The organism is Streptomyces sp. NPDC042638, from assembly GCF_040647235.1.
Taxonomy (GTDB): Bacteria; Actinomycetota; Actinomycetes; order Streptomycetales; family Streptomycetaceae; genus Streptomyces; species Streptomyces rameus.
Window position 1 is genome coordinate 56,471 of record NZ_JBEZBT010000042.1, and the last position, 21,148, is coordinate 77,618.

The following is a 21,148-nucleotide window of genomic DNA, read 5'->3' on the forward strand; positions in this document are numbered from 1 at the left end:
TCAGGTGTCTTACCCACCAGTACATTGACGCCATGTCTAACACGCAGCCTCGGCCGGTGGAGTCCGAGCGCATCGCGCTCAAGGCCCGCAACGTGTCCTTCTCGTGGGAGGCCACGCCGCTGCACTGGGTGCCCGGCGATCCGTTCACCACGCACACCATCAACGTGCTGCACCTGCTGCTCCCCGCCGGCGAGCGGTGGTTCGTGCACGTGTACAAGCAGGCGCTCCCGCTGATCCGGGACGACCGGCTCCGTGCGGACGTCGTCGGGTTCATCGGCCAGGAGGCCATGCACTCCCAGGCCCACGACGAGGTGCTGCCGCACCTGCGCGAGCAGGGCCTCGACCCGACGCCGTACACCGCCCAGGTCGACTGGTTCTTCGAGAAGCTGCTCGGCGACCGCACCCTGCCGCCGGGCCGGGCCCGCCGCTGGTGGCTGCTGGAACGCCTGGCCCTCATCGCGGCCATCGAGCACTACACCGCGTTCCTCGGCGACTGGGTGCTCAACGCCGCCGAACTGGACCGGCGCGGCGCCGACCCGACCATGCTGGACCTGCTGCGCTGGCACGGCGCCGAGGAGGTCGAGCACCGGTCCGTGGCCTTCGACCTGTTCCAGCACGTCGACGGGAGTTACCGGCGCCGGGTGCGCACCTGGGCGACGGCCTTCTCGGCGCTGGTGTTCCTGTGGCAGCGCGGGATCCGCTTCTTCATGGAGAACGACCCGACCCTCACCGGTGCCAAGGGCTCGCTCAGGGACTTCTACCTGCGCGGCCGGCAGGGCACGCTGCCACGCCCGGGGGACGTGCTGAAGTCCGTCCCGCGCTACCTCGGCCGCGCCTACCACCCCTCCCAGGAGTGCTCCACCGCGCAGGCCGTGGCCTACCTGGCCGGTTCCCCGGCCGCGCTCGCCGCCGAGCAGAGGGAGGCGGCGTGACACCGGGACTGCGGACCGTCGCCCTCGTCGGCGGCGCCGCCCTGCTCACCCGGCGGGCCCTGCGCCGCCGGGTCCGGCGCTCCCCGCTGTGGCCGCTGCCCGCCCTGGACCCGCCGGTCTCCGGCCGGCCGCGCTCGCGGGCCCTGAAGGTGCTGGTCACCGCCCGCGAGACGATCGCCGAGGGAGTCGTACAACTGCGCCTGGAAGGTGCCGGCCTGCCGCGCTGGGAGCCGGGGGCCCATCTCGACCTGGTACTGCCGTCGGGGCTCGTGCGGCAGTACTCCCTGTGCGGGGACCCCGGGGACACCGGCGCCTACACGGTCGCCACGCGGCTCGTGGCGGACGGCCGGGGCGGCTCCCGCGAGGTGCACGAGCAGCTCACCGAGGGGACGGAGCTGGAGGTGCGCGGCCCCCGGAACCGCTTCCCGCTGGTCGACGCGCCCGCCTACGTCTTCGTCGCCGGCGGCATCGGCATCACCCCGGTCCTGCCGATGCTGCGGGCCCTGCCGGAGGGCGCCGAGTGGCGGCTGCTCTACGGCGGGCGGACGCGGGCGTCGATGCCGTTCCTGGCGGAGGTGCGGGAGCTGGCCGGAGACCGGCTGACCCTGGTGGCCGAGGACGAGGACGGACGGCCGGACCTGGCCGCCCTGTTCGCGGACACGGCCGGGGGGACGGCCGTCTACTGCTGCGGGCCGGAGGGCCTGACGGCGGCCGTGGAGGTGGCGCTGCCCGAGGGGACCGCCCTGCACCTGGAGCGGTTCGCCCCGCGCACCGACGCGGACGGCAACACGGAGTTCGAGCTGGAACTGCGCCGCAGCGGGCGGACGCTGACGGTGCCGCCCGACTCCACGGTGCTGGCCGCCGTACGCCGCGTACTGCCGGACACCGCCTACTCCTGCGAGCAGGGTTTCTGCGGGACCTGCCAACAGCGGGTCCTGGAGGGCGAGGTCGATCACCGCGACGAGCTGCTGACGGACGCGGAACGGCACGACTCCCTGCTGATCTGCGTCTCCCGGGCCCGGAACGATCGCCTGGTGCTCGACATGTGAACACAGGCGGCCGAATCTGATCGGTAAGGTGTTCGCATGAGTACCGGGGTTCGCCGCAGAATGGGCGTCGAGGAGCGTCGGCAGCAGTTGATCGGTGTCGCTCTCGACCTGTTCAGCCGACGCTCGCCCGACGAGGTCTCCATCGACGAGATAGCCACGGCGGCGGGCATCTCACGCCCGCTCGTCTACCACTACTTCCCGGGCAAACTCAGCCTGTACGAGGCCGCGTTGAAGCGTGCCTCGGAGGATCTCGCCAGCCGTTTCACCGAGCCGCACGAGGGCCCGCTCGGCGCCCGGCTGCTGCGGGTGATGCGCCGCTTCTTCGACTTCGTGGACGACCACGGCCCCGGTTTCTCCGCTCTGATGCGCGGCGGCCCGGCCGTGTCCGCCGAGGGCGCCGGCTCGCCGGACCATGTCTCGGCCACCCACGCGCTCATCGACTCCGTACGGCAGGTCGCCTACGAACAGATGCTGTCGCACCTGGGAGTGACCGAGGCGTCGCCGCGCCTGGAGCTGGTGATCCGCTCGTGGATCTCGCTCGTCGAGTCCACGGCGCTCATCTGGCTCGACGGCCGGCGCGTCCCGCGCGCCGAGCTGGAGGTCCAGCTCGTGCACGACTTCGCGGCGCTGGCCGCCGTCAGCGCCGCCTACGACGCGGGCATGGCCGGACTGCTGCGCACCATGGTCAAGGACGAGCCGGCCGACGGCCCCTTCGGGGAACTGGTCGGCCGGCTCATCGCCCTGGGTTCCTAACGGTCGAACTTCCGGTACGACGCGTCGAGGTCGCGGACCTCGGCGGAGGCGTGCAGGGTGAAGCCCGCCTCCGCCACATGCCCGCGCAGCAGTTCCAGGGCGCGCTCGGTGAGCTTCGCCTTCGTCTCCTCGCCGCGCCCGGCGAGGAGCCCGATCGTCACATGGACGACGGCGTGCCCGCGCGGTCCGGGGTCCTCGTACCCGAACGCCGTGAGCGCGCTCGGCCGGAACTGCGTCTTGCACGCCTCCGGCTTCGCTGCCGCGATCTCCACGGTCGCCTCGTGGAGCGCCCGTGCGAAGCCCGCGCGGTCGAAGGCGTTCTCCATGGTGGCGGAGTAGTCGATGGTGATCTGCGGCATGGGCACTCCCGTTCTACGGCAACGGCCTCACCCTAGTTCTTCGCCCGGGTGAACACCGCCACGGTCCGCGCGGGCACGGTGAAGGTGCCCGAACCGGCCGCGTAGGCGGCGGTCCTCACCACCGGGTCCGACCCCGCAGCCTGCACCGGGTGCAGCCGGTAGGAGGTGCCGGCCAGGGCGTCGATCCGCTGTTCCTGCTGCCGTGGGGTGGCGTTGAGGACCACGACCAGGTCACCCAGCCTCATGGTGATCACGCCGGGTGTCTCGTCCTTCCCGGACAGCGGGAAGGACAGCCGGTCCTGCACCTGGGCGGCCGTCCGCAGCGAGAACGCCTTCTCGGCCGTACGGATCCTCAGCAGGTCCCGGTACGCGGCCGAGGCGCCGGTGATCTGCGGGCAGCCGACCCGCACCGAGCCCAGCAGCGGCCTGGCGTGGTCCCACTTGGACCGGTTGTCGGCCGCCGGGGGCAGCCCGCGCCCGAAGCCGTTGCCGTCGGCGCAGTTCCAGTGGATGGCGTTGAACCAGTCACCGCTGTCGAAGGAGTTGCGGTCGAGGGACTTCGAGCGCAGCAGGTCGGTGCCCGCCTGGGAGAGGGAGGGTCCCTGCGAGAGGGCGGCCGTGGCCATCGCCAGGACCTGCATCCGGGCCCGGTCGGAGGCGGAGGTGTCCTTCGGGAGCTTGTAGGCCAGGGCGTCGAACAGCGACTCGTTGTCGTGCGCGTCCACGTAGGCGAGGGCGTCGCCGGGCGCGTGCGCGTAGCCGGCGGGCGAGCCGTTGTAGTCGACCTCGGCGCCGGTGACCTCCTCGCCGTCCGTGTCGGTGAAGCGGTACCCGGCGAGGTTGCCGCTCAGGCCGACCTTGATCAGGTCCTGGTAGTGCAGCAGCCGGGCCTTCTGCTCGGCCGGGGTGCCGTTCGCCGTGGAGCCGTTGGGGTCGGTGTACAGACCGGAGGCGAAGCCCTGGACGCCCGGGTCCTCGTCGAAGGGGCCGCCGCCGCGCACCGCGTCCCGGGCGCGGTCGGAGAAGGTGGCGACGCCGGTGCCGGCCATGTTCTTCTGCGTGGCCTGCACGAACCGGGCGTCGTCGGCCACCTCGCCGAAGTTCCAGCCCTCGCCGTACAGGATGATCTTCCTGCCGTCGACGCCGTCCTTCGCCGGGGTCAGCGCGTCCAGGGCCTTGCGGACGGCGAGGATGTTGGCCTTCGGGTGGTGGCCCATGAGGTCGAAACGGAACCCGTCGACCTTGTACTGCCTGGCCCACGTCACGATCGAGTCCACGACCAGCTTGCCCATCATCGCGTTCTCCGGCGCGGTGTTGGCACAGCAGGTGCTGTTCGCCACCGAGCCGTCGGCGAGGAGCCGCTGGTAGTAGCCGGGCACGATCCTGTCCAGCACGGAGGTGTCCGCCTGGCCGGCGGCCGCCGTGTGGTTGTAGACGACGTCCATGACCACCCGCAGGCCGTCCTGGTTCAGCGCCTGCACCATCCTGCGGAACTCGACGGTGCGGGCCGTGCCGTCGGGGTCGGTGGCGTACGAACCCTCGGGGACCGTGTAGTGGTACGGGTCGTAGCCCCAGTTGTAGGCGTCCTTCGCGGCGGTCTTCGCGACGCACTCCTGCTGCCGGTCGGAGTCGGCCGGGTAGGAGGCGAGGTCGCAGCCGGGGGTGGCCTGGTCGGCCTTCCTCTCGGGGACCGTGGCGAAGTCGAAGGCGGGCAGCAGGTGGACGTAGGAGGTCCCCGCCTTCGCCAGTGCCCTCAGGTGCCGGGAGCCGTCGCTGTCCTTGTCGGTGAAGGCCAGATAGGTGCCCGGGTGCTTGGACGTGCGGTCCTCCACGGAGAAGTCCCGGATGTGCAGCTCCTGGATCTGCGCGTCCCGCAGCGGCACGGCTCGGGGCTTGCGCAGCGTCGACCAGCCGGCCGGCGCGAGGGACCTGTCGCCCAGGTCCACGACCAGGCTGCGCCCGGAGTCCGCGGTGAGCGCGACCGAGTACGGGTCGGTGACCTTGTTGGTGACCATCTTCCGGACGCTGGGCGCCCAGACCTTCACGACGTACCGGTACGGCTTGCCCTTCCAGGAGGCCGGACCGGTGACGGACCAGACGCCGGTGGTGTCGTCGCGGCGCATGGCCCTGGGCGAGCCGTCCAGGTCGAGCCGCACGGACTGGGCCGTGGGCGCCCAGACGGAGAGAGTTGGCCTACCGTCGTGGAAGACGGGGCCGAGCTTCGCCTTGGCCGCGCCCGGGTACAGGTCGTCCAGCGCGCCCGCGATCTGCACGCCGGTCGCCGCCAGCACGGCACCGTCCGCGGCCCGCTGCGAGGCCACGAGCTGGCCCTTCAGCGCCTCGCGCACCCGGTCCCGGTCGCGCGGGTCCACCGACCAGGCGGTGTAGTTCCTCAGGTGCGGGAACCTGGTCTTCTGGGCGTCGCTCAGCGTGGTCTTCTCCAGCCGGATCCAGCGCTCGTCGTCGCTGGTCAGCGCCCCGTCCTGGGTGGCGATGGAGCCGTCGTGGGAGTACAGCAGCTGGGTGGAGGCGGCGCCGTCGGCGCCGTTCCAGGCGACGGTGTCCCGGTCGATCCAGACCGCCTTGGATGTGGTCAGGTCGAGCGCGGCGGCACTGCCCGCGGGCTGCGGCAGCAGGTACTTCTCCTGGCCGTTCAACAGCCACACCTCGTAGCCGTTGGCCTTGAGGTCCAGGGACCGGTCGGCGGCGAGGTCCTTCTCGTCGCCCTTGTGGACGATGTAGCTGAGGCTGGTGGCACCCTCGGTGAGCGGCACCTCGAAGACCGCGCCATAGGCGTCAGTCTTCACCGGCTTCAGCGGGTTCGACCAGTCGGTGGGGTGCGCGGCACCCGTCCAGACGTGCAGCCCCCAGCCGTCGTAGTCCCCGTCGGCGCGGTGGTAGTGGAGGACGGCCTTGGCCTTGTCCTGCGCGGGATAGTCGGGCTTCTGCGTCAGGACCTCCGTCTTCCCCTGCTCGATCCAGACCTCGCCCGTCCTGGTGACGTCGATCGTCCGGTCGGCGGAGACGTCCTTGTCGCCGTCCTTGTCGACGACCAGGAAGCCCACGTTCGAGGCACCGGGCCTGAGCTTGACGTAGGCGAAGGCGCCGTAGGCGTCCCGGCCGGCGAACGGGTGGGCGGCCGGCCAGTTCGTGGCCTCGCCGTCGGCGAGGTCGCCCCAGGCGTACAGGCCCCAGTCGCCGTAGTCGCCGTCGCTGCGCTTGTAGTGGACGACCGCGTAGTCCCGGGAGGAGGCGGAGGGGACCTCGGGTGCGGGCGGGGTGCCGGTGGTGCTGCTCGCCGTGGCGCTCGCGGTGTGCCCGGCCGTGTCGACGACGACGGCCTTGTAGCGCAGGGCGGTGCCGGCGGGAACGTCCTTGCCGAGCGTCTGGGTGACCTTGTACGGGGCGTGGTCGGCGGTGCCGAGGACCTGCCACCGGGCGTTCCCGGCCTGCGCGGCGAAGACGACCCGGTTCAGCTGTCCGCCGTCGACACCGGCCTCGACCTCGACCGTCCCGGTGGCACCGGCGGCCGGGGCCGTCAGGGTGATCGCCGGCTCGGCGGCGGGCCCGGACAGGGTGCCGGCGGCCTTGTAGACGACGGCGGAGCCGGCCGGGACGGTGACGGTGACCTTCTTGTCGCCGCCGGTCCGCACGGAGCCGGTGACCCCGTAGACGCCCCGGTACGTCATGTCGGCCGAGCCGGTCGCGAAGGTGGCCGTCCTGGCCTCGCCGGCGTTGTTGAAGGCGACGACGTACTCCCGGCCGGTCCCGGCGTCCGTCCGGGTGAAGGCGTAGACGCCGGCGCCATCGGCCGCGTACCGCTCGGTCTGGACCCCGTCGGTCAGGGCCGGGTCGGCCTTGCGGAGCCGGGAGAGGGCCGCGATGTCCTTGTACAGCGGTGCGCTCGTGTCGTAGGCGGCGCTCGCGTGGGTGCGGGCGGTGCCGATCTCGTCGTCGTCCAGGTAGTCGGCGACCTGGGAGGGGAACATGGTCTGGCGGGCGTCCTTGTCGCCGCCGGAGCCGGTGAAGCCCTGCTCGTCGCCGTAGTAGACGACCGGGTTGCCGCGGCTGAGGAACATCAGCTCGTTGGCCAGCCGGTCCTTCTTCAGGATCTCGGCATCGGTCGCCTTCGGGTCGTCCTGCTTCAGGAAGTACCCGATGCGGCCCATGTCGTGGTTGCCGAGGAAGGTGACCTGCTCGTACGCGTTGGCCTTGCCGGTCGTGTACTTGTAGTCGTCACCGAAGACGCTCGCGAGCCGCTTCGCGCTGCCGCCCTGCGAGACGTAGGCGCGGGCCGCGTCCTGGAAGGGGAAGTCGAGGGTGGCGTCGAGCCTGCCCCGGGTGACGTACGGGGAGGTGACGGAGGTGTCGGCGGAGTACACCTCGCCGAACATGAAGAAGTTCTTGCGTCCGTGCCGGGCCGCGTACGCGTCCAGCGCGGTCGCCCACTGCGTCCAGAACTCCATGTCGACGTGTTTGACGGTGTCGATCCGGAACCCGTCGACGGCGAAGTCCTTCACCCACCGCTGGTAGATCCTCTCCATGCCGTGCACGACCTCGGGACGCTCGGTCCAGAGGTCGTCCAGGCCGGAGAAGTCGCCGTAGGTCGCGGACTCGCCGGCGTACGTCGAGTCGCCCCGGTTGTGGTACATCGCCGGGTCGTTGAGCCAGGCCGGGACCTTGCTCCGGGCGGTGGCCCGGGGGGTGTACGGGAAGGAGCCGGCGTCGACGGGCGGGAACCGGCGGCCGCCGCCCGCGTAGTCGGCGTCGTCGAACGGCCTGCCGTCCTCGGTCAGGTACGGGAAGGCGCCCTTGGAGAGGTAGTCGTACGTCTTCTGCCGGTAGTCGACGACGTCGGCGGTGTGGTTGGTGATGACGTCGAAGAAGACCTTCATGCCCTTGGCGTGGGCCTTGGCGATGAGGGCCTTGAGGTCGCCGTTGGTGCCGAAGTGCGGGTCGACCCGGGTGAAGTCGGTGATCCAGTAGCCGTGGTAGCCGGCGGAGGCGTTGCTTCCCGTGCCCTGTACCGGGCGGTTCTTGAAGATCGGCGCCATCCAGATGGCGGTGGTGCCGAGCCCCTTGATGTAGTCCAGCTTCCGCGTCAGGCCTTTGAGGTCGCCGCCTTGGTAGAAGCCCTTGTCGGTGGGGTCGTAGCCGGTGCTGAGGCGGGAGCCGGTCAGGCCGCCCCTGTCGTTGGACCTGTCGCCGTTGGCGAAACGGTCCGGCATGACGAAGTAGAACTGCTCGCGGGTGTCGTCGTGCCGGGCGGGCTGGGCGGCGAGGACCGCGTCCGAGGGGGGCGCGGGCGGGGCGGCCGGGGCCGGGGCGCCCTGGGCGGCCGGAGGCTGGATCAGTGCGGCGGCGAGGGCGGCGGCGGTGACCGCCGCCGCCCGTCCGACGTGGGCGGTACGGCGCCCGCGGGGCGCCGGCCATCTCGGTATCACAGGCGGAAACTCCTTGCGATTACGGCTCATTCGGGTCCGACCCCGCGCGACCGTACCGCCGACGAAAGGTTTACAGCAAGACTTGTGAAACCCGAAGAAAGAGGTTTCACGGCCCGTGAGTGGCCGCTCAGCAGCTCGACTTGCCGGCGTAGAGCGCCAGAGCCGTATCGGCGCCCAGGGTGGCGGTGAACTGGCCGCCGGCGTTCACGCTCACCGTGGTGTTGTTCTGCACGTTGCAGTACGTCCCGGCGGGCAGGGAGGTCTGGTACGTCCGGGTCATGCTGCCCGGCTCGTGGTTGATCGCCACGTATCCCTTGGTGCCGCGGCCGAAGGCGATCCAGTTGTTGCCGTTGTCCCACCAGCCGGTGACCGCCTGCCCGCGGGTGGCGTTGCGGAAGGCCACCATGGACTTGATCTCCGGCCAGGCGTGCTGGCACTTCCAGCCGTCCTGCCAGCAGGCGTTGACGGTGCCCCCGTTGGGCGGTCCGGCGTCGGCGTCCGTCCACTCGTACCCGGAGTTGATGTCGGGGGCGCCGTAGGGCCAGGCCAGCATGAAGACGTTGGCCAGGGTGTATTTCGCGCCGGACTTGTAGTTCAGCGTGCTGCCGTTGCGCTCGGTGTCGTGGTTGTCCACGAAGACGCCCGCGACCGAGCTGTTCAGATAGCCCCAGCCCTCGCCGTAGTTGTTGAGGTAGGCCAGCTTCTCGGCGGTGAAGACGCGCTTGAGGTCGTAGGCGTACCGGAACTCCTGGACGTCTCCGTTGCCGGTGTACTCGGAGGGCTGGACGGCCTCGCCCGCGCCGTAGATGACCTCCTGCTTCCAGTAGACGCCGGGATTGGTCAGGCGGCTCTTGATGTTCGCCAGGTCCTCGGCGGGGATGTGCTTGGCCGCGTCGATGCGGAAGCCGTCCACGCCGAGGGTGAGGAGGTCGTTCAGGTATCCGGCGATCGCCCCGCGGACGTACTCCTCGCCGGTGTCCAGGTCGGCCAGGCCGACGAGTTCGCAGTGCTGGACGTTCCAGCGGTCGGCGTAGTTCGAGACCTGGGCGGTGCAGTCGTCGAGGTCGTGGCTGGAATACAGGCCGGGGTAGTCGTACTTCGTGTACGACGAGCCGCCGGTGCCCGTGCCCGATCCGGCCGCCATGTGGTTGACGACGGCGTCGACGACGACCTTCACACCGGCCGCGTGGCAGGTGTTCACCATGTTCCGGAACGCCGTGCGGTCGCCGAGGCGGCCCGCGATCCGGTAGGACACCGGCTGGTACGACGTCCACCACTGCGTGCCCTGTATGTGCTCGGCAGGCGGGGAGACCTGCACGAATCCATAGCCGGCGGGGCCGAGGGTGCCGGTGCACTCCTTGGCCACCGAGTCGTACTTCCACTCGAAGAGGACGGCGGTGACGTCCTTGGTGCCGGGCGGGGAGGCCGCGGCGGTAGTCGGGTTCATGCCAACCAGAGCGGCGGTCGTGAGGGCGACCGCCGTGGGGAGGAGTCTGCGTGCCATGTGGGGTTCCTTCGACGTTGAAGGCAAAGGGACCGCTGAAGGCGCTTGCTGCAATGTTTCAGCAAACTTGCGGTGACGCAGATGTTAAAGGCCCGCTGTCCGAAAGACAGCGGGCCGTTGTGAAGTTGATGCAAGAACTTTCAGACGTGCCGTCAGACGGCCGACGTCCACCACACGGTGGTGTCGGCCGGCACCTTCGCCTCGCCGTCGGCCTCGGTCACCTCACCGCTGCTGAGCAGGACGCGGCCGTACGCCGGCGTCGTCACCGACTCCCCGGTGGTGTTCGCGACGCACACGAAGTCCCCCCGCCGGAACGCCACGACGCCCTCGGGCGCCCGCAGCCACTGCACGGCGTCACCCGCGCCCAGGTCCGGCCGGGACCGGCGCACGCGCAGCGCCGAGCGGTACAGCTCCAGCGTCGAGCCGGGGACGCCCGTCTGCGCCTCCACGCTCAGCCCGGCCCAGGCCGGCGGCTGGGGCAGCCAGCTGCCGCCGCTGCCGAAGCCGTACGAGCTGCCCGTCCGGGTCCACGGGATCGGCACCCGGCAGCCGTCGCGGAAGCCGTCCTGGCCGGCGCCCCGGAAGTACGCCGGGTCCTGGCGCGCCTCGTCGGGCAGGTCCACCACGTCCGGCAGGCCCAGTTCCTCGCCCTGGTAGATGTACGCCGAGCCGGGCAGGGCGAGCATCAGCAGGGTGGCCGCCCGGGCGCGGCGCAGGCCCAGTTCGCGGTCGCCGGCGGTGCGGATCTGGGTGCCGAGACCCGGCGGGTTGGCGAACCGGGTGGCGTGCCGGGTGACGTCGTGGTTGGACAGGACCCAGGTGGCGGGGGCGCCGACGGGGCGCATGGCCTCCAGGGTGCGGTCGATGACCGTGCGGAGTTCCTTCGCGTCCCACTCCGTCGCCAGGTACTGGAAGTTGAAGGCCTGGTGGAGTTCGTCCGGGCGGACGTAGTTGGCGGTGCGCTCGACGGTGGGGGTCCAGGCCTCGGCGACGAAGATCCTCTCCCCCGAGTACTCGTCGAGGATCGTGCGCCACTGCCGGTAGACGGCGTGCACGCCGTCCTGGTCGAAGAACGGCATGACATCGTTGCCCAGCAGCTTGAGCTGGTCGTGGTCGCCGAGGTCGGGCAGCCCCTCGGCCTTCACCAGGCCGTGCGCGACGTCGATGCGGAAGCCGTCCACGCCCATGTCCAGCCAGAACCGCAGGATGGAACGGAACTCGTCGCCGACGGCCGGGTGGTCCCAGTTGAAGTCGGGCTGCTCGGGGGCGAAGAGGTGCAGGTACCACTCGCCGGGCGTGCCGTCCGGCTCGGTCACCCGGGTCCAGGCCGGGCCGCCGAAGATCGACTCCCAGTCGTTGGGCGGGAGTTCGCCGCCCTTCCCCTTGCCGGGACGGAAGTGGTAGCGCTCCCGGAGCGGGGACCCGGGGCCCTCGGCGAGGGCTCTCCTGAACCACTCGTGCTGGTCGGAGGAGTGGTTGGGCACGAGGTCGACGATGACGCGCAGACCGTGCGCGTGGGCGTCGCGGATGAGCGCGTCCGCGTCCAGCAGGGAACCGAACATGGGGTCGACGGCGCGGTAGTCGGCGACGTCGTAGCCGGCGTCGGCCTGCGGGGAGGCGTAGAAGGGGCTGAGCCACACGGCGTCGACGCCGAGGTCACGCAGGTAGGGCAGACGGGAGCGTACGCCCTCCAGGTCACCCATGCCGTCGCCGTTGCTGTCGGCGAAACTGCGCGGGTAGACCTGGTAGATGACCGCGTCCCGCCACCAGTCGCGGCGGTCGGCGACGGTGGCGGCGAGGTGGCGGGCCGGTGCGGCGGAGTGCTGCTGGCTCATGGCGTCCTTGGTACGTAACGGGGGCATGGTGGGCGGGCGGTGGGTCGGCGGCGGGCCGGGGCGGAGCGGGGGATGTGCGGCGGGCCGCGGTGCCTGCGGGGTCGGATCGGCACAGCGGCCCGCCTGCCCGCGCGGTCTCCCGCGCGGGAGTCCCGCTCCGGCGGGCGTCAGCCCTTGGTGCCGCCGGCGGTGAGGCCGGTGACGAGGTTCTTCTGCACGAGGTAGAAGAACGCCGTCACGGGTATCGCGATCAGCACCGCGGTGGCGGCCATGTAGTTCCACTGGGCGTCGTGCTCGCTGACGTAGGTCTGCAGGCCGACGGCGAAGGTGTACTTGGAGTCGTCCAGCAGGAAGGTGGTCGCGAAGGCGACCTCGCCCACGGCGGTGATGAAGTTGTAGAAGGCGGCCACGGCCAGGCCCGGCCGGGCCAGCGGCAGGATGAGCCGGAAGAAGGTGCCGAAGGGGCTGAGCCCGTCCACCCGCCCGGCCTCGTCGATCTCGAAGGGGATGGTGTCGAAGTACCCCTTGAGCAGCCAGGCGCTGTACGGCACGGCGGTGGTGCAGTTGATGATGATCAGCGACCAGTAGGTGTCGATGAGACCGAGGTCGCTGAAGATCTCGTACATCGGCACGATCAGGATGGCGATGGGGAACGCCTGCGTCAGCAGCAGGACCCACATCAGCTGCTTGTAGCCGGGGAAGCGCATGCGGGAGACCGCGTAGCCGGTCGTGGCGGCGACGAAGACGCCGATGAGGGTGGTCCCCAGGGCCACGATCATCGTCGACTTGAACCAGTCGAAGAACCCGGTGTGCTGCAGTACGTAGCCGTAGTTGGAGAAGGTCGCCTTGCCCGCGATCCCGGCCGGGTGGAGGTAGTCCTCCTTGTCCGGGCCCAGGGACAGATAGCACAGCCAGGCCACCGGGGCCAGGGCGACGAGGCTCGCCAGCACGAGGCCGCCGTGCAGCAGGGCGGCGCCGAGCGGGCCGCGCTCGCCGCGCCGGCGCACGCGGCGCCGGGGCGTGGTGCCCGGAGCGGGGGCCGGTACGGCGTCGGTCTTGTCCAGGGTCGTGGTGCTCATGGCGGCGGCTCCTGCGGCGTCAGACGGCGAGCTGGTCATTGCGCTTCAGCCAGCGGAAGTAGAAGGAGGTGAAGACGGTCAGGATCGACAGCAGCAGCACGCCGTACGCGGCGGACTGGGCGAAGTCGCGCGGCTGCTGGCCGAAGCCCAGCGCGTAGGCCCAGGTGACGAGGATCTGGGTGTCCGGGGCGGAGTTCTTGCCGAACAGCAGGAAGATGATGACGAACTGGTTGAAGGTCCAGATGATGCCGAGCAGCACGACGGTGGAGCTGACCGAGCGCAGACCGGGCAGGGTGACGTGCCGGAAGCGCTGCCAGGCACTCGCGCCGTCCATCTCCGCGGCCTCGTAGAGCGAGGAGTCGATGGACTGCAGGCCGCCGAGCAGCGAGAGCATCATGAACGGCACACCGCACCAGGTGTTGACCATGATCGCGGCGAACCGCTGCCAGAAGGTGTCCTCCAGCCACTGCGGCTGGGGCAGGTGCAGCCCGCCGAGGACCTGGTTGAGCACACCGGAGTCGGCGAGCATGATCCGCCAGGAGAAGACGGTGACGAAGGTCGGCACGGCCCAGGGCAGGACGAGCAGCAGCCGGTAGACGGTACGGCCGCGCAGCTTCTGGTTGAGCATGAGCGCGAGGCCGAGGCCGATGGAGTAGTGCAGGGCCACGCAGGCGACCGTCCAGACGACGGTCCACAGGAAGTGCGACCAGAACCGGTCGTAGGCCGTCGGGCCGAACAGGATGTCCCGGTAGTTGTCGAGGCCGATGAACCTGTAGGTCGCGTCGATGTGGTTGACGCCGATCGTGCGCGCCGAGTTGAGGCTGTTGGCGTCGGTGAGGGTGAGGTAGAAGCCCCGCGCCAGCGGGTAGCCCACGAGGACGCCGAGCACGACGACCACCGGGGCGATCATCGCGTAGGCGTACCAGTACTTCTGGAGGCCGTTCTTGGCGCGCTGTCCCAGCCCGGGCCGGGGCGCGCGGTCACCGCGGCGCTTGCCGGTCGCGCGGTCGATGGCGACTGTCATGGTGCGGCACCTTCAAAGGATCAAGGAGTTGGGCTGGGTCGGGCTGGGCACAGGGCGGTGGCCGCCGGGTCTTCCCCGCGTTCTCGCACCGGGAGGTCCGACGGCCACACGGGCTCACTTGCGGAAGTCGGGCACGAGCCTGGTGATGGCCAGCTCGGCGTTGCCCAGACCCTTGTCCAGCGACTCGCTGCCACTGGCGACCTTGGGCAGCTCGGTGTCGAGCGGACCCCACAGGGAGCTGTACTCGGCCAGCGCCGGGCGGGGCCGGGCGGCGGACAGGACACCCTGGTAGCCGGCGATGCCGGGGTCGGCCTTGACCTTCGCGGTGTAGGCGTCGGAGCGGGTGGGCAGGGTGGAGTTCTTCAGGGCGACGGTCTCCTGGGACTGCGCCGAGGTCATGAACTTCACGAACTTCAGCGCCGCTTCCTGGTGGGCCTTGTCGGACCCGGCGTAGACCGAGAGGTTGTGGCCGCCGGTGGGGGCACCCGCCTTGCCGGTGGAACCGGCCGGGACGGTGGCGATGCCGAGGTTGGACTTGTCCTTGAAGGCGCTGCCCTTGTAGAAGTTCGTGATCTCCCAGGGGCCCTGGAGGATCGCGGCGACCTTGCCGTTGACGAACGCGTCCTGGATGTGGGCGTAGGCGTCGGCGGTGGCGTCGGCCTTGTGCAGGCCCTTGCCGGAGAACAGGCTCAGCCAGGTGCCGTAGCCCTTCTTGGCGGCCGGCGAGTTCACGGTGATCTTCTTGGCGGCGGCGTCGACGGTGTCGGTGCCCTCGCCGTAGAGGAAGGTCTGGGCGTAGTAGGCCTGGGTGGAGCCCCAGTAGCCGTCGACCCCGGCCTTGCCCTTGATCTTGGCGGCGTCGGCCTTCAGCTCGTCCCAGGTCTTGGGGGCCTCGGTGATGCCGGCCTTCTTGAACAGGGCCTTGTTGTAGACCAGGGCGAGGGTGTCGGTGACCAGCGGGACGCCGTAGGTCTTGCCCTCGTACTGGGCCTGCTTGATCAGGTTCGGCTCGAAAGCGGCCTGGTCGGCGAGGGCCTCGGTGCCGTCCAGGGGCAGGAAGAAGCCCTTCTTGGCGAACGCCGGGGTCCAGCCGACCTCGGAGCGCAGCACGTCCGGCGCGCCCTTGGCGCCGGCCGCGGTGTCGAACTTGTTCTGCGCCTGGTCGAAGGGGACGTCGACGTACTTGACCTTGATGTCCTTGTTGGCGGCCTCGAACTGCTGGACCAAGGCCTTGTAGGTCGGCGCCTCATTGGTGGCGTTGGAGGTGTCCCACCAGGTGATGGTGACCGGGCCGCCCGACTTCCCGCTGTCGCTGTCGTTCCCGCCGCACGCCGTCGCCGTCAGGGCGAGGGACGCCACCAGCGCGGAGGCCGCTATGCCACGCCGCATGAGTTCTCCTTGAGGGTTAAGCCCGAGTGGTACAGGAGGCGGTCCCGTCCGCCCCTGCGACTTGCCGACTGCGCCGTTGCCGCGGCCGGGCGACTGGGAACGTAACAGCGATGTAAGCATCGCGAAAGACCTTGCAGAAAAAAAGTGCAAGAGGACACGATGGTTACCCAGCCGTGACCGGCCGTCGACCGCCGCGCAACCCCCGGATGCCGGGGCTGAGCGGCGGGGACGACACTTGTGCAAGACTCTGCAAGCTCTTGCCAGCATGAATCCGAGGGAGCGCGATGACGCAGCAACCCACGGCAGGCCGTGCGCCCGCCCGTGCCCGGCGACCGGCCGGTGTGCAAGGGGAGATACGACCGGTACAGTCCAGTGGCGTGACCACACGGCTTGCGGACATCGCTGCGCAGGCGGGGGTGAGTGAAGCGACGGTCAGCCGGGTCCTCAACGGGAAGCCGGGCGTCGCCGCCACCACCCGCCAGTCCGTGCTCGCCGCACTGGACGTGCTGGGCTACGAGCGCCCCGTACGGCTGCGGCAGCGCAGCGAGGGCCTGGTGGGACTGATCACGCCGGAGCTGGAGAACCCGATATTCCCGGCCCTGGCCCAGGTCATCGGCCAGGCGCTGACCCGCCAGGGCTACACGCCGGTGCTCGCCACACAGACCCCGGGCGGGTCGACCGAGGACGAGCTGACCGAGATGCTGGTGGACCGCGGGGTCGCCGGGATCATCTACGTCTCCGGACTGCACGCCGACACCACCGCCGACATGCAGCGCTACGAGCGGCTGCGGGCGCAGGGCGTGCCGTTCGTGCTGGTGGACGGGTTCTCGCCGAAGGTGCAGGCGCCGTTCATCTCCCCCGACGACCGGGCGGCGATGACGCTCGCGGTGACCCATCTGGCGTCGCTGGGGCACACCCGGATCGGGCTGGCGCTCGGGCCGAAGCGGTTCGTGCCCGTGCAGCGCAAGATCGAGGGTTTCGTCCGGGCGGTGCAGGAGCAGCTGGGGCTCGCCGCGGACACCGTCGAGACCGAGCTGGTCCAGCACTCCCTGTACACGCTGGAGGGCGGCCAGGCGGCGGCGACCGCGCTGATCGAGCGCGACTGCACGGCGGTGGTCTGCGCCAGCGACATGATGGCGCTGGGCGCGATACGGGCGGCCCGGCAGCGGGGTCTGGAAGTGCCCCGGGACGTGTCGGTGGTCGGGTTCGACGACTCCCCGCTCATCGCCTTCACCGACCCGCCGCTGACCACGGTCCGCAAGCCGGTCCCGGCGATGGGTCAGGCGGCGGTGCGCACGCTGCTGGAGGAGATCGGCGGGACACCGGCGCCGCACAGTGAGTTCGTCTTCATGCCGGAGCTGGTGGTGCGCGGCTCCACCGCCTCGGCACCGAACGTCCTCCGTACGTCGTAGAAGGTGCGCTGCGGACCCAACCTTGGGATGATCGGCCGAAGAACCCTTTTCTGGCAGACTCTGTGCCTATGACTGACTCGACCGTGACAGAGCCGGAAGGTCGCGAGGAGGTGGCCGTTCCGCGGGCAGTCACGGGCGAGGACAGACAGGGGCCGTTGGCCCGGCTGCGCCGCCCGCGGCGGCCCCGGCTGTGGTTCGAGATCCTTCTGATCGCGGTGAGTTACTGGACCTACTCCCTGGTCCGCAACGCCGTCCCGGAGCAGCGGGGCGCGGCGCTGCGCAACGCGGACTGGATCTGGCGGGTCGAGCACGCCCTGGGGATCGGCGTCGAACAGTCGGTCAACCACGCCGTTAACTCGGTGAATTGGCTCATCGTCGGGATGAACTATTACTACGCCACACTGCACTTCGTCATCACGCTCGGTGTGCTGGTGTGGCTGTACCGGTGGCATCCCGGGCGGTACGCGGCGACCCGGATGGTGCTGTTCGCGACCACGGGCGTGGCCCTGCTCGGTTACTACCTGTTCCCGCTCGCGCCGCCCCGGCTGATGGGCGGCGGACGCTTCGTGGACACGGTCACGGTGCACCACACGTGGGGTTCGATGGCCTCCGGCGACCTCAAGCACATGTCGAACCAGTACGCGGCCATGCCGTCGATGCACATCGGCTGGTCGCTGTGGTGCGGCCTGACGGTCTTCGCGCTGGCGTCGGTGCCGTGGGTGCGGGTGCTGGGGCTGCTGTATCCGGCGGCCACCCTCCTGGTGATCGTTGCCACGGCCAACCACTTCTGGCTGGACGCGGTGGGCGGAGTGCTCTGCCTCGGGTTCGGCTTCGCGCTGGCCCGGGCGTGGTACGGCAGCCTGCCGTACGCCCTGCCCCGGATCGCCCCGGCGCCCGCGCGCCGGCCGCTGCCGTCCGCTCAGTCCGCGTAGGACACAGCTCCTCCACAGCCGCTCAGTCCGCGTAGAACAGCTCGTCCACGACCGTGCGGGCCCTGCGGGCGGTACGGCGGTAGGCGTCCAGCATGTCCCCGACATGCCCGGCGCCGTAGCCCAGGTAGCGGCCGACGGCGGCCAGCTCGCGCGGCTCGGTGGGGAAGGTGTCCCCGGCCCGGCCCCGGACCAGCATGACCGCGTTGCGCACCCGGGTGGCCAGTACCCACGCCTCGTCCAGGGTCTCCGTGTCCTCGGCGGACAGCAGCCCGGCCTCGCGGGCGGCGGCCAGGGCCTGGCGGGTGCGCGTGGTGCGCAGCCCGGGGACGTGGTGGCCGTGCCGGAGCTGGAGCAGCTGTACGGTCCACTCGACGTCGGACAGGCCGCCGGGGCCGAGCTTGGTGTGCAGCTTGGGGTCGGCGCCGCGCGGCAGCCGCTCGGACTCCATCCGGGCCTTCAGCCGGCGGATCTCACGGACCGACTCGTCCGTCAGGCCGGCGGCCGGGTGGCGCAGGGGGTCGATCAGCTCGATGAAGCGCCGGCCCAGCTCCTCGTCGCCGGCGACCGGCTCGGCCCGCAGCAGCGCCTGGGACTCCCAGACCAGGGACCAGCGGCGGTAGTACGCCTCGTACGACTTCAGGGTGCGCACCAGCGGGCCCGACTTGCCCTCCGGGCGCAGGTCGGCGTCGATGAGCAGCGGCGGGTCGGCGCTGGGCAGCTGGAGCAGGCGGCGCATCTCGGCGACGACCTTGTTGGCGGCGGCGGACGCCTCGTGCTCGTCCACGCCGTCCTGCGGTTCGTGCACGAACAGCACGTCGGCGTCCGAGCCGTACCCCAGCTCGTGTCCGCCGAAGCGGCCCATCCCGATGATCGCGAACCGGGTGGGCAGGGTGTCGCCCCAGCCGTCCCGGACGACCGCGCGCAGGGTGCCGGCGAGGGTGGCCTTGGTCAGGTCGGACACGGCCGCGCCGACCCGGTCCACCAGGGCGCCCTGGTCGGCCTCGGCGGGGCTGGTCTCGGTGCCGTAGGAGCCGACGATGTCGGCGGCGGCGGTGCGGAACAGCTCGCGGCGGCGGACGCCACGGGCCGCGGTGACGCCCTGAGCGGCGTTCTCCGCCCGGCCCACGGCCGCCACGATCTCCTGCTCCAGGGCGGTGCGCGGGCGAGGTGCGAGGCCGCCGCCGTCGCCGTCGCCCAGCAGGGCCACCGCCTCGGGGGCCCGCATCAGCAGGTCCGGGGCGAGGCGGCCCGCCGACAGGACGCGGGCCAGGTTCTCCGCCGCCGCGCCCTCGTCACGCAGCAGGCGCAGGTACCAGGGGGTCTTGCCGAGCGCGTCGGAGACCTTGCGGAAGTTCAGCAGGCCGGCGTCCGGGTCGGCGGAGTCGGCGAACCAGCCGAGGAGGACCGGCAGGAGGGTGCGCTGGATGGCCGCCTTGCGGGTCACGCCGGAGGCCAGGGCCTCCAGGTGGCGCAGGGCGGCGGCCGGGTCCGCGTAACCGAGCGCCACCAGGCGTTCGCGGGCCGCCTCGGGGCTCAGCCGCGCCTCGCCCGGGGCGAGTTGGGCGACCGCGTCGAGGAGCGGGCGGTAGAACAGCTTCTCGTGCAGCCTGCGTACGACGCCGGTGTGCCGCCGCCATTCGCGGTTCAGGCCGTCCACCGGGTCGGTGCGCAGGCCCAGGGAACGGCCGAGGCGCCGCTGGTCCGTCTCCGCCTCGGGGACGAGGTGGGTACGGCGCAGGCGGAACAGCTGGATGCGGTGCTCGAGGGAGCGCAGGAAGCGGTACGCCTCGGCCAGGCGGGCGGCGTCGTCGCGGCCGACGTAACCGCCGGCCGCGAGCGCCTCGAGGGCGTCCAGGGTGCTGCCGCTGCGCAGGGCGCGGTCGGCGCGTCCGTGCACCAACTGCAGGAGCTGGACGGCGAATTCGACGTCACGCAGGCCGCCGGGGCCGAGTTTGAGTTCGCGGTCGATCTCGGCAGCGGGGATGTTCTCCACCACCCGGCGGCGCATCTTCTGGACGTCCGTCACGAAGTTCTCGCGCTCGGCCGCCTGCCAGACCAGGGGTTCCAGCGCGTCGATGTACGCCCGGCCGAGGTCCGCGTCGCCGGCTACCGGGCGGGCCTTGAGGAGGGCCTGGAACTCCCAGGTCTTCGCCCAGCGTTGGTAGTAGGCGAGGTGACTGCTGAGGGTGCGGACGAGGGGGCCGTTGCGGCCCTCGGGGCGGAGGTTGGCGTCCACCGGCCAGATGGAGCCCTCGACGGTCGTCTCGGAGCAGATCCGCATCAGGTGCGAGGCCAGTTTCGTCGCGGAGCCGAGGGCTTTGGTCTCGGGTGTGCCTTCGGCGGGCTCCGCCACGAAGATCACGTCGACGTCCGAGACGTAGTTCAGCTCGTGGCCGCCGCACTTGCCCATCGCGATCACCGCGAGGCGGCAGGCGGCGGCGTCCTCCGGGGCGGCGCGTTCGGCGAGGGCCAGGGCCGTGCGGAGGGTGGCGGTGGCCAGGTCGGCGAGTTCCGCGGCGGTCTCGGCGACGTCCGTGGTGCCGCAGACGTCGCGGGCGGCGATCGACAGCAGGCAGCGGCGGTAGGCGACGCGGAGGGAGACCGGGTCGGTGGCCTCGGCCAGGCCGCGCTCGAACTCCGCGACACCCGGGTGGAGGTCGTGCGGCTCGTACGTGACCAGGGCCTGCCAGTCGCTGGGGTGGCGGGCCAGGTGGTCGGCCAGGGCGGTGGAGGCGCCGAGGATGCCGAGGAGGCGGTCGCGCAGGGGCTTGGCCGCGATGAGGGTGTCCAGCAGTTCGCGGTGGGCGGTGGGGCCGTCCTGGGCCTCCAGGAGGCGGGCCAGGCCGTGCAGGGCGAGGTCGGGGTCGGCGGTGGCGCCCAGGGCTTCCAGGAGGACCGGGTCGTCGCGGACGGGGCCCAGCTCGGGGCCGTCCAGCAGGCGCTCGGCGGCGGAGGGGTCGGTGAAGCCGTGTCGCAGCAGACGGGTGAAGGTACTGCTCCTGCGCCCCGGCGTCATCTCCGTGGCCTCCCCTTCGGGTGCTCGGGTGTCCTGGCCAGAGCCTAACCGGAGGGGGCGGGTGCGGCTTCGTCTGCGGGTGGGTTGTGGCTTGTCCTGGCTGCGTCCCCCCTGCGGTGGGTTGTGGCTCGGCCCGGCTGTGGGTGCCGCGCTCGGCCCGGCTGCGGGTGCGTTCTGCCGCGCCTTCGGTCGTGGGTGGGGCGGTGCCGCGCCGGGCAGTGTCCGTCCTCGGTCCGGCGGGCTGCTTCTCGTGCGTTGCCGGACTTCTCGCCGGACGCTGCGGGCGGACACCGCCCGGCACGTCCCCTTCCCGCCGTACGCGGGCGCAGCGTCCAGGGGTCTTTCAGCCCTAGGGCCTGTCTGACAATTCCCGTCGTCGCCCGGAGGGCGGCCTCGCGGCGTCAGGTGCGTGCTCTCGGC

At 71.2% G+C, this 21,148-nt stretch carries 13 protein-coding genes; 5 read left to right on the top strand and 8 right to left on the bottom strand.

Annotated elements, in window-relative coordinates; genetic code table 11:
* Positions 1 to 32 precede the first annotated feature (32 nt).
* The 3 genes from AB0B40_RS27905 to AB0B40_RS27915 are packed head-to-tail and all read left to right on the top strand — an operon-like array spanning position 33 to position 2,734.
* Positions 33 to 932, top strand: coding sequence for a metal-dependent hydrolase (locus AB0B40_RS27905; protein ID WP_345046864.1), 900 nt, complete (start codon positions 33 to 35; stop codon positions 930 to 932).
* A complete protein-coding gene (locus AB0B40_RS27910; RefSeq protein ID WP_345046866.1) occupies positions 929 to 1,981 on the top strand; it encodes a PDR/VanB family oxidoreductase in 1,053 nt (350 codons plus the stop codon). Before AB0B40_RS27905 ends, AB0B40_RS27910 begins: the two co-directional genes overlap by 4 nt.
* Positions 1,982 to 2,017: 36 nt before the next feature.
* The gene (locus tag AB0B40_RS27915; RefSeq protein ID WP_345046867.1) at positions 2,018 to 2,734 is read left to right on the top strand and encodes a TetR/AcrR family transcriptional regulator; all 717 of its coding nucleotides are present in this window, start codon (positions 2,018 to 2,020) and stop codon (positions 2,732 to 2,734) included.
* Here AB0B40_RS27915 and AB0B40_RS27920 read toward each other — a convergent pair.
* From AB0B40_RS27920 to AB0B40_RS27950, 7 genes are all read right to left on the bottom strand, one after another.
* On the bottom strand, positions 2,731 to 3,093 hold the full coding sequence (locus AB0B40_RS27920; protein ID WP_362266176.1) for an isomerase: 363 nt from the start codon (positions 3,091 to 3,093) through the stop codon (positions 2,731 to 2,733). The genes AB0B40_RS27915 and AB0B40_RS27920 overlap by 4 nt on opposite strands.
* A gap of 32 nt (positions 3,094 to 3,125) precedes the next feature.
* Complete coding sequence (pulA, locus tag AB0B40_RS27925; protein WP_345046870.1) at positions 3,126 to 8,537, bottom strand: pullulanase-type alpha-1,6-glucosidase; 5,412 nt, start codon at positions 8,535 to 8,537, stop codon at positions 3,126 to 3,128.
* A 127-nt stretch (positions 8,538 to 8,664) separates the two neighbouring features.
* Entirely contained in the window at positions 8,665 to 10,041 is a 1,377-nt protein-coding gene (locus AB0B40_RS27930) for an alpha-amylase family protein (protein ID WP_362266178.1), read from the bottom strand.
* A 152-nt stretch (positions 10,042 to 10,193) separates the two neighbouring features.
* Positions 10,194 to 11,876, bottom strand: a complete 1,683-nt coding sequence (locus tag AB0B40_RS27935; RefSeq protein WP_345046873.1) for a glycoside hydrolase family 13 protein — start codon at positions 11,874 to 11,876, stop codon at positions 10,194 to 10,196.
* A 167-nt stretch (positions 11,877 to 12,043) separates the two neighbouring features.
* Entirely contained in the window at positions 12,044 to 12,955 is a 912-nt protein-coding gene (locus tag AB0B40_RS27940) for an ABC transporter permease subunit (RefSeq protein ID WP_345046876.1), read from the bottom strand.
* 19 nt (positions 12,956 to 12,974) lie between these two features.
* Positions 12,975 to 13,979 (bottom strand): sugar ABC transporter permease, encoded by a 1,005-nt coding sequence (locus AB0B40_RS27945; RefSeq protein ID WP_345046878.1) that lies wholly within the window; start codon positions 13,977 to 13,979, stop codon positions 12,975 to 12,977.
* 114 nt (positions 13,980 to 14,093) lie between these two features.
* Positions 14,094 to 15,368, bottom strand: a complete 1,275-nt coding sequence (locus AB0B40_RS27950; protein WP_362266180.1) for an extracellular solute-binding protein — start codon at positions 15,366 to 15,368, stop codon at positions 14,094 to 14,096.
* Between the two features lie 377 nt (positions 15,369 to 15,745).
* On the opposite strand from AB0B40_RS27950, the gene AB0B40_RS27955 reads away from it, so the two are divergent.
* Together AB0B40_RS27955 and AB0B40_RS27960 are read left to right on the top strand one after the other, a co-directional pair.
* Positions 15,746 to 16,780 (top strand): LacI family DNA-binding transcriptional regulator, encoded by a 1,035-nt coding sequence (locus AB0B40_RS27955; protein WP_345046880.1) that lies wholly within the window; start codon positions 15,746 to 15,748, stop codon positions 16,778 to 16,780.
* Positions 16,781 to 16,848: 68 nt separating this feature from the next.
* A complete protein-coding gene (locus tag AB0B40_RS27960; protein ID WP_345046881.1) occupies positions 16,849 to 17,712 on the top strand; it encodes a phosphatase PAP2 family protein in 864 nt (287 codons plus the stop codon).
* A 22-nt stretch (positions 17,713 to 17,734) separates the two neighbouring features.
* Here the strand turns inward: AB0B40_RS27960 and AB0B40_RS27965 are convergent, their stop codons facing one another.
* On the bottom strand, positions 17,735 to 20,728 hold the full coding sequence (locus AB0B40_RS27965; RefSeq protein WP_345046882.1) for a bifunctional [glutamine synthetase] adenylyltransferase/[glutamine synthetase]-adenylyl-L-tyrosine phosphorylase: 2,994 nt from the start codon (positions 20,726 to 20,728) through the stop codon (positions 17,735 to 17,737).
* Positions 20,729 to 21,148: the final 420 nt, after the last annotated feature.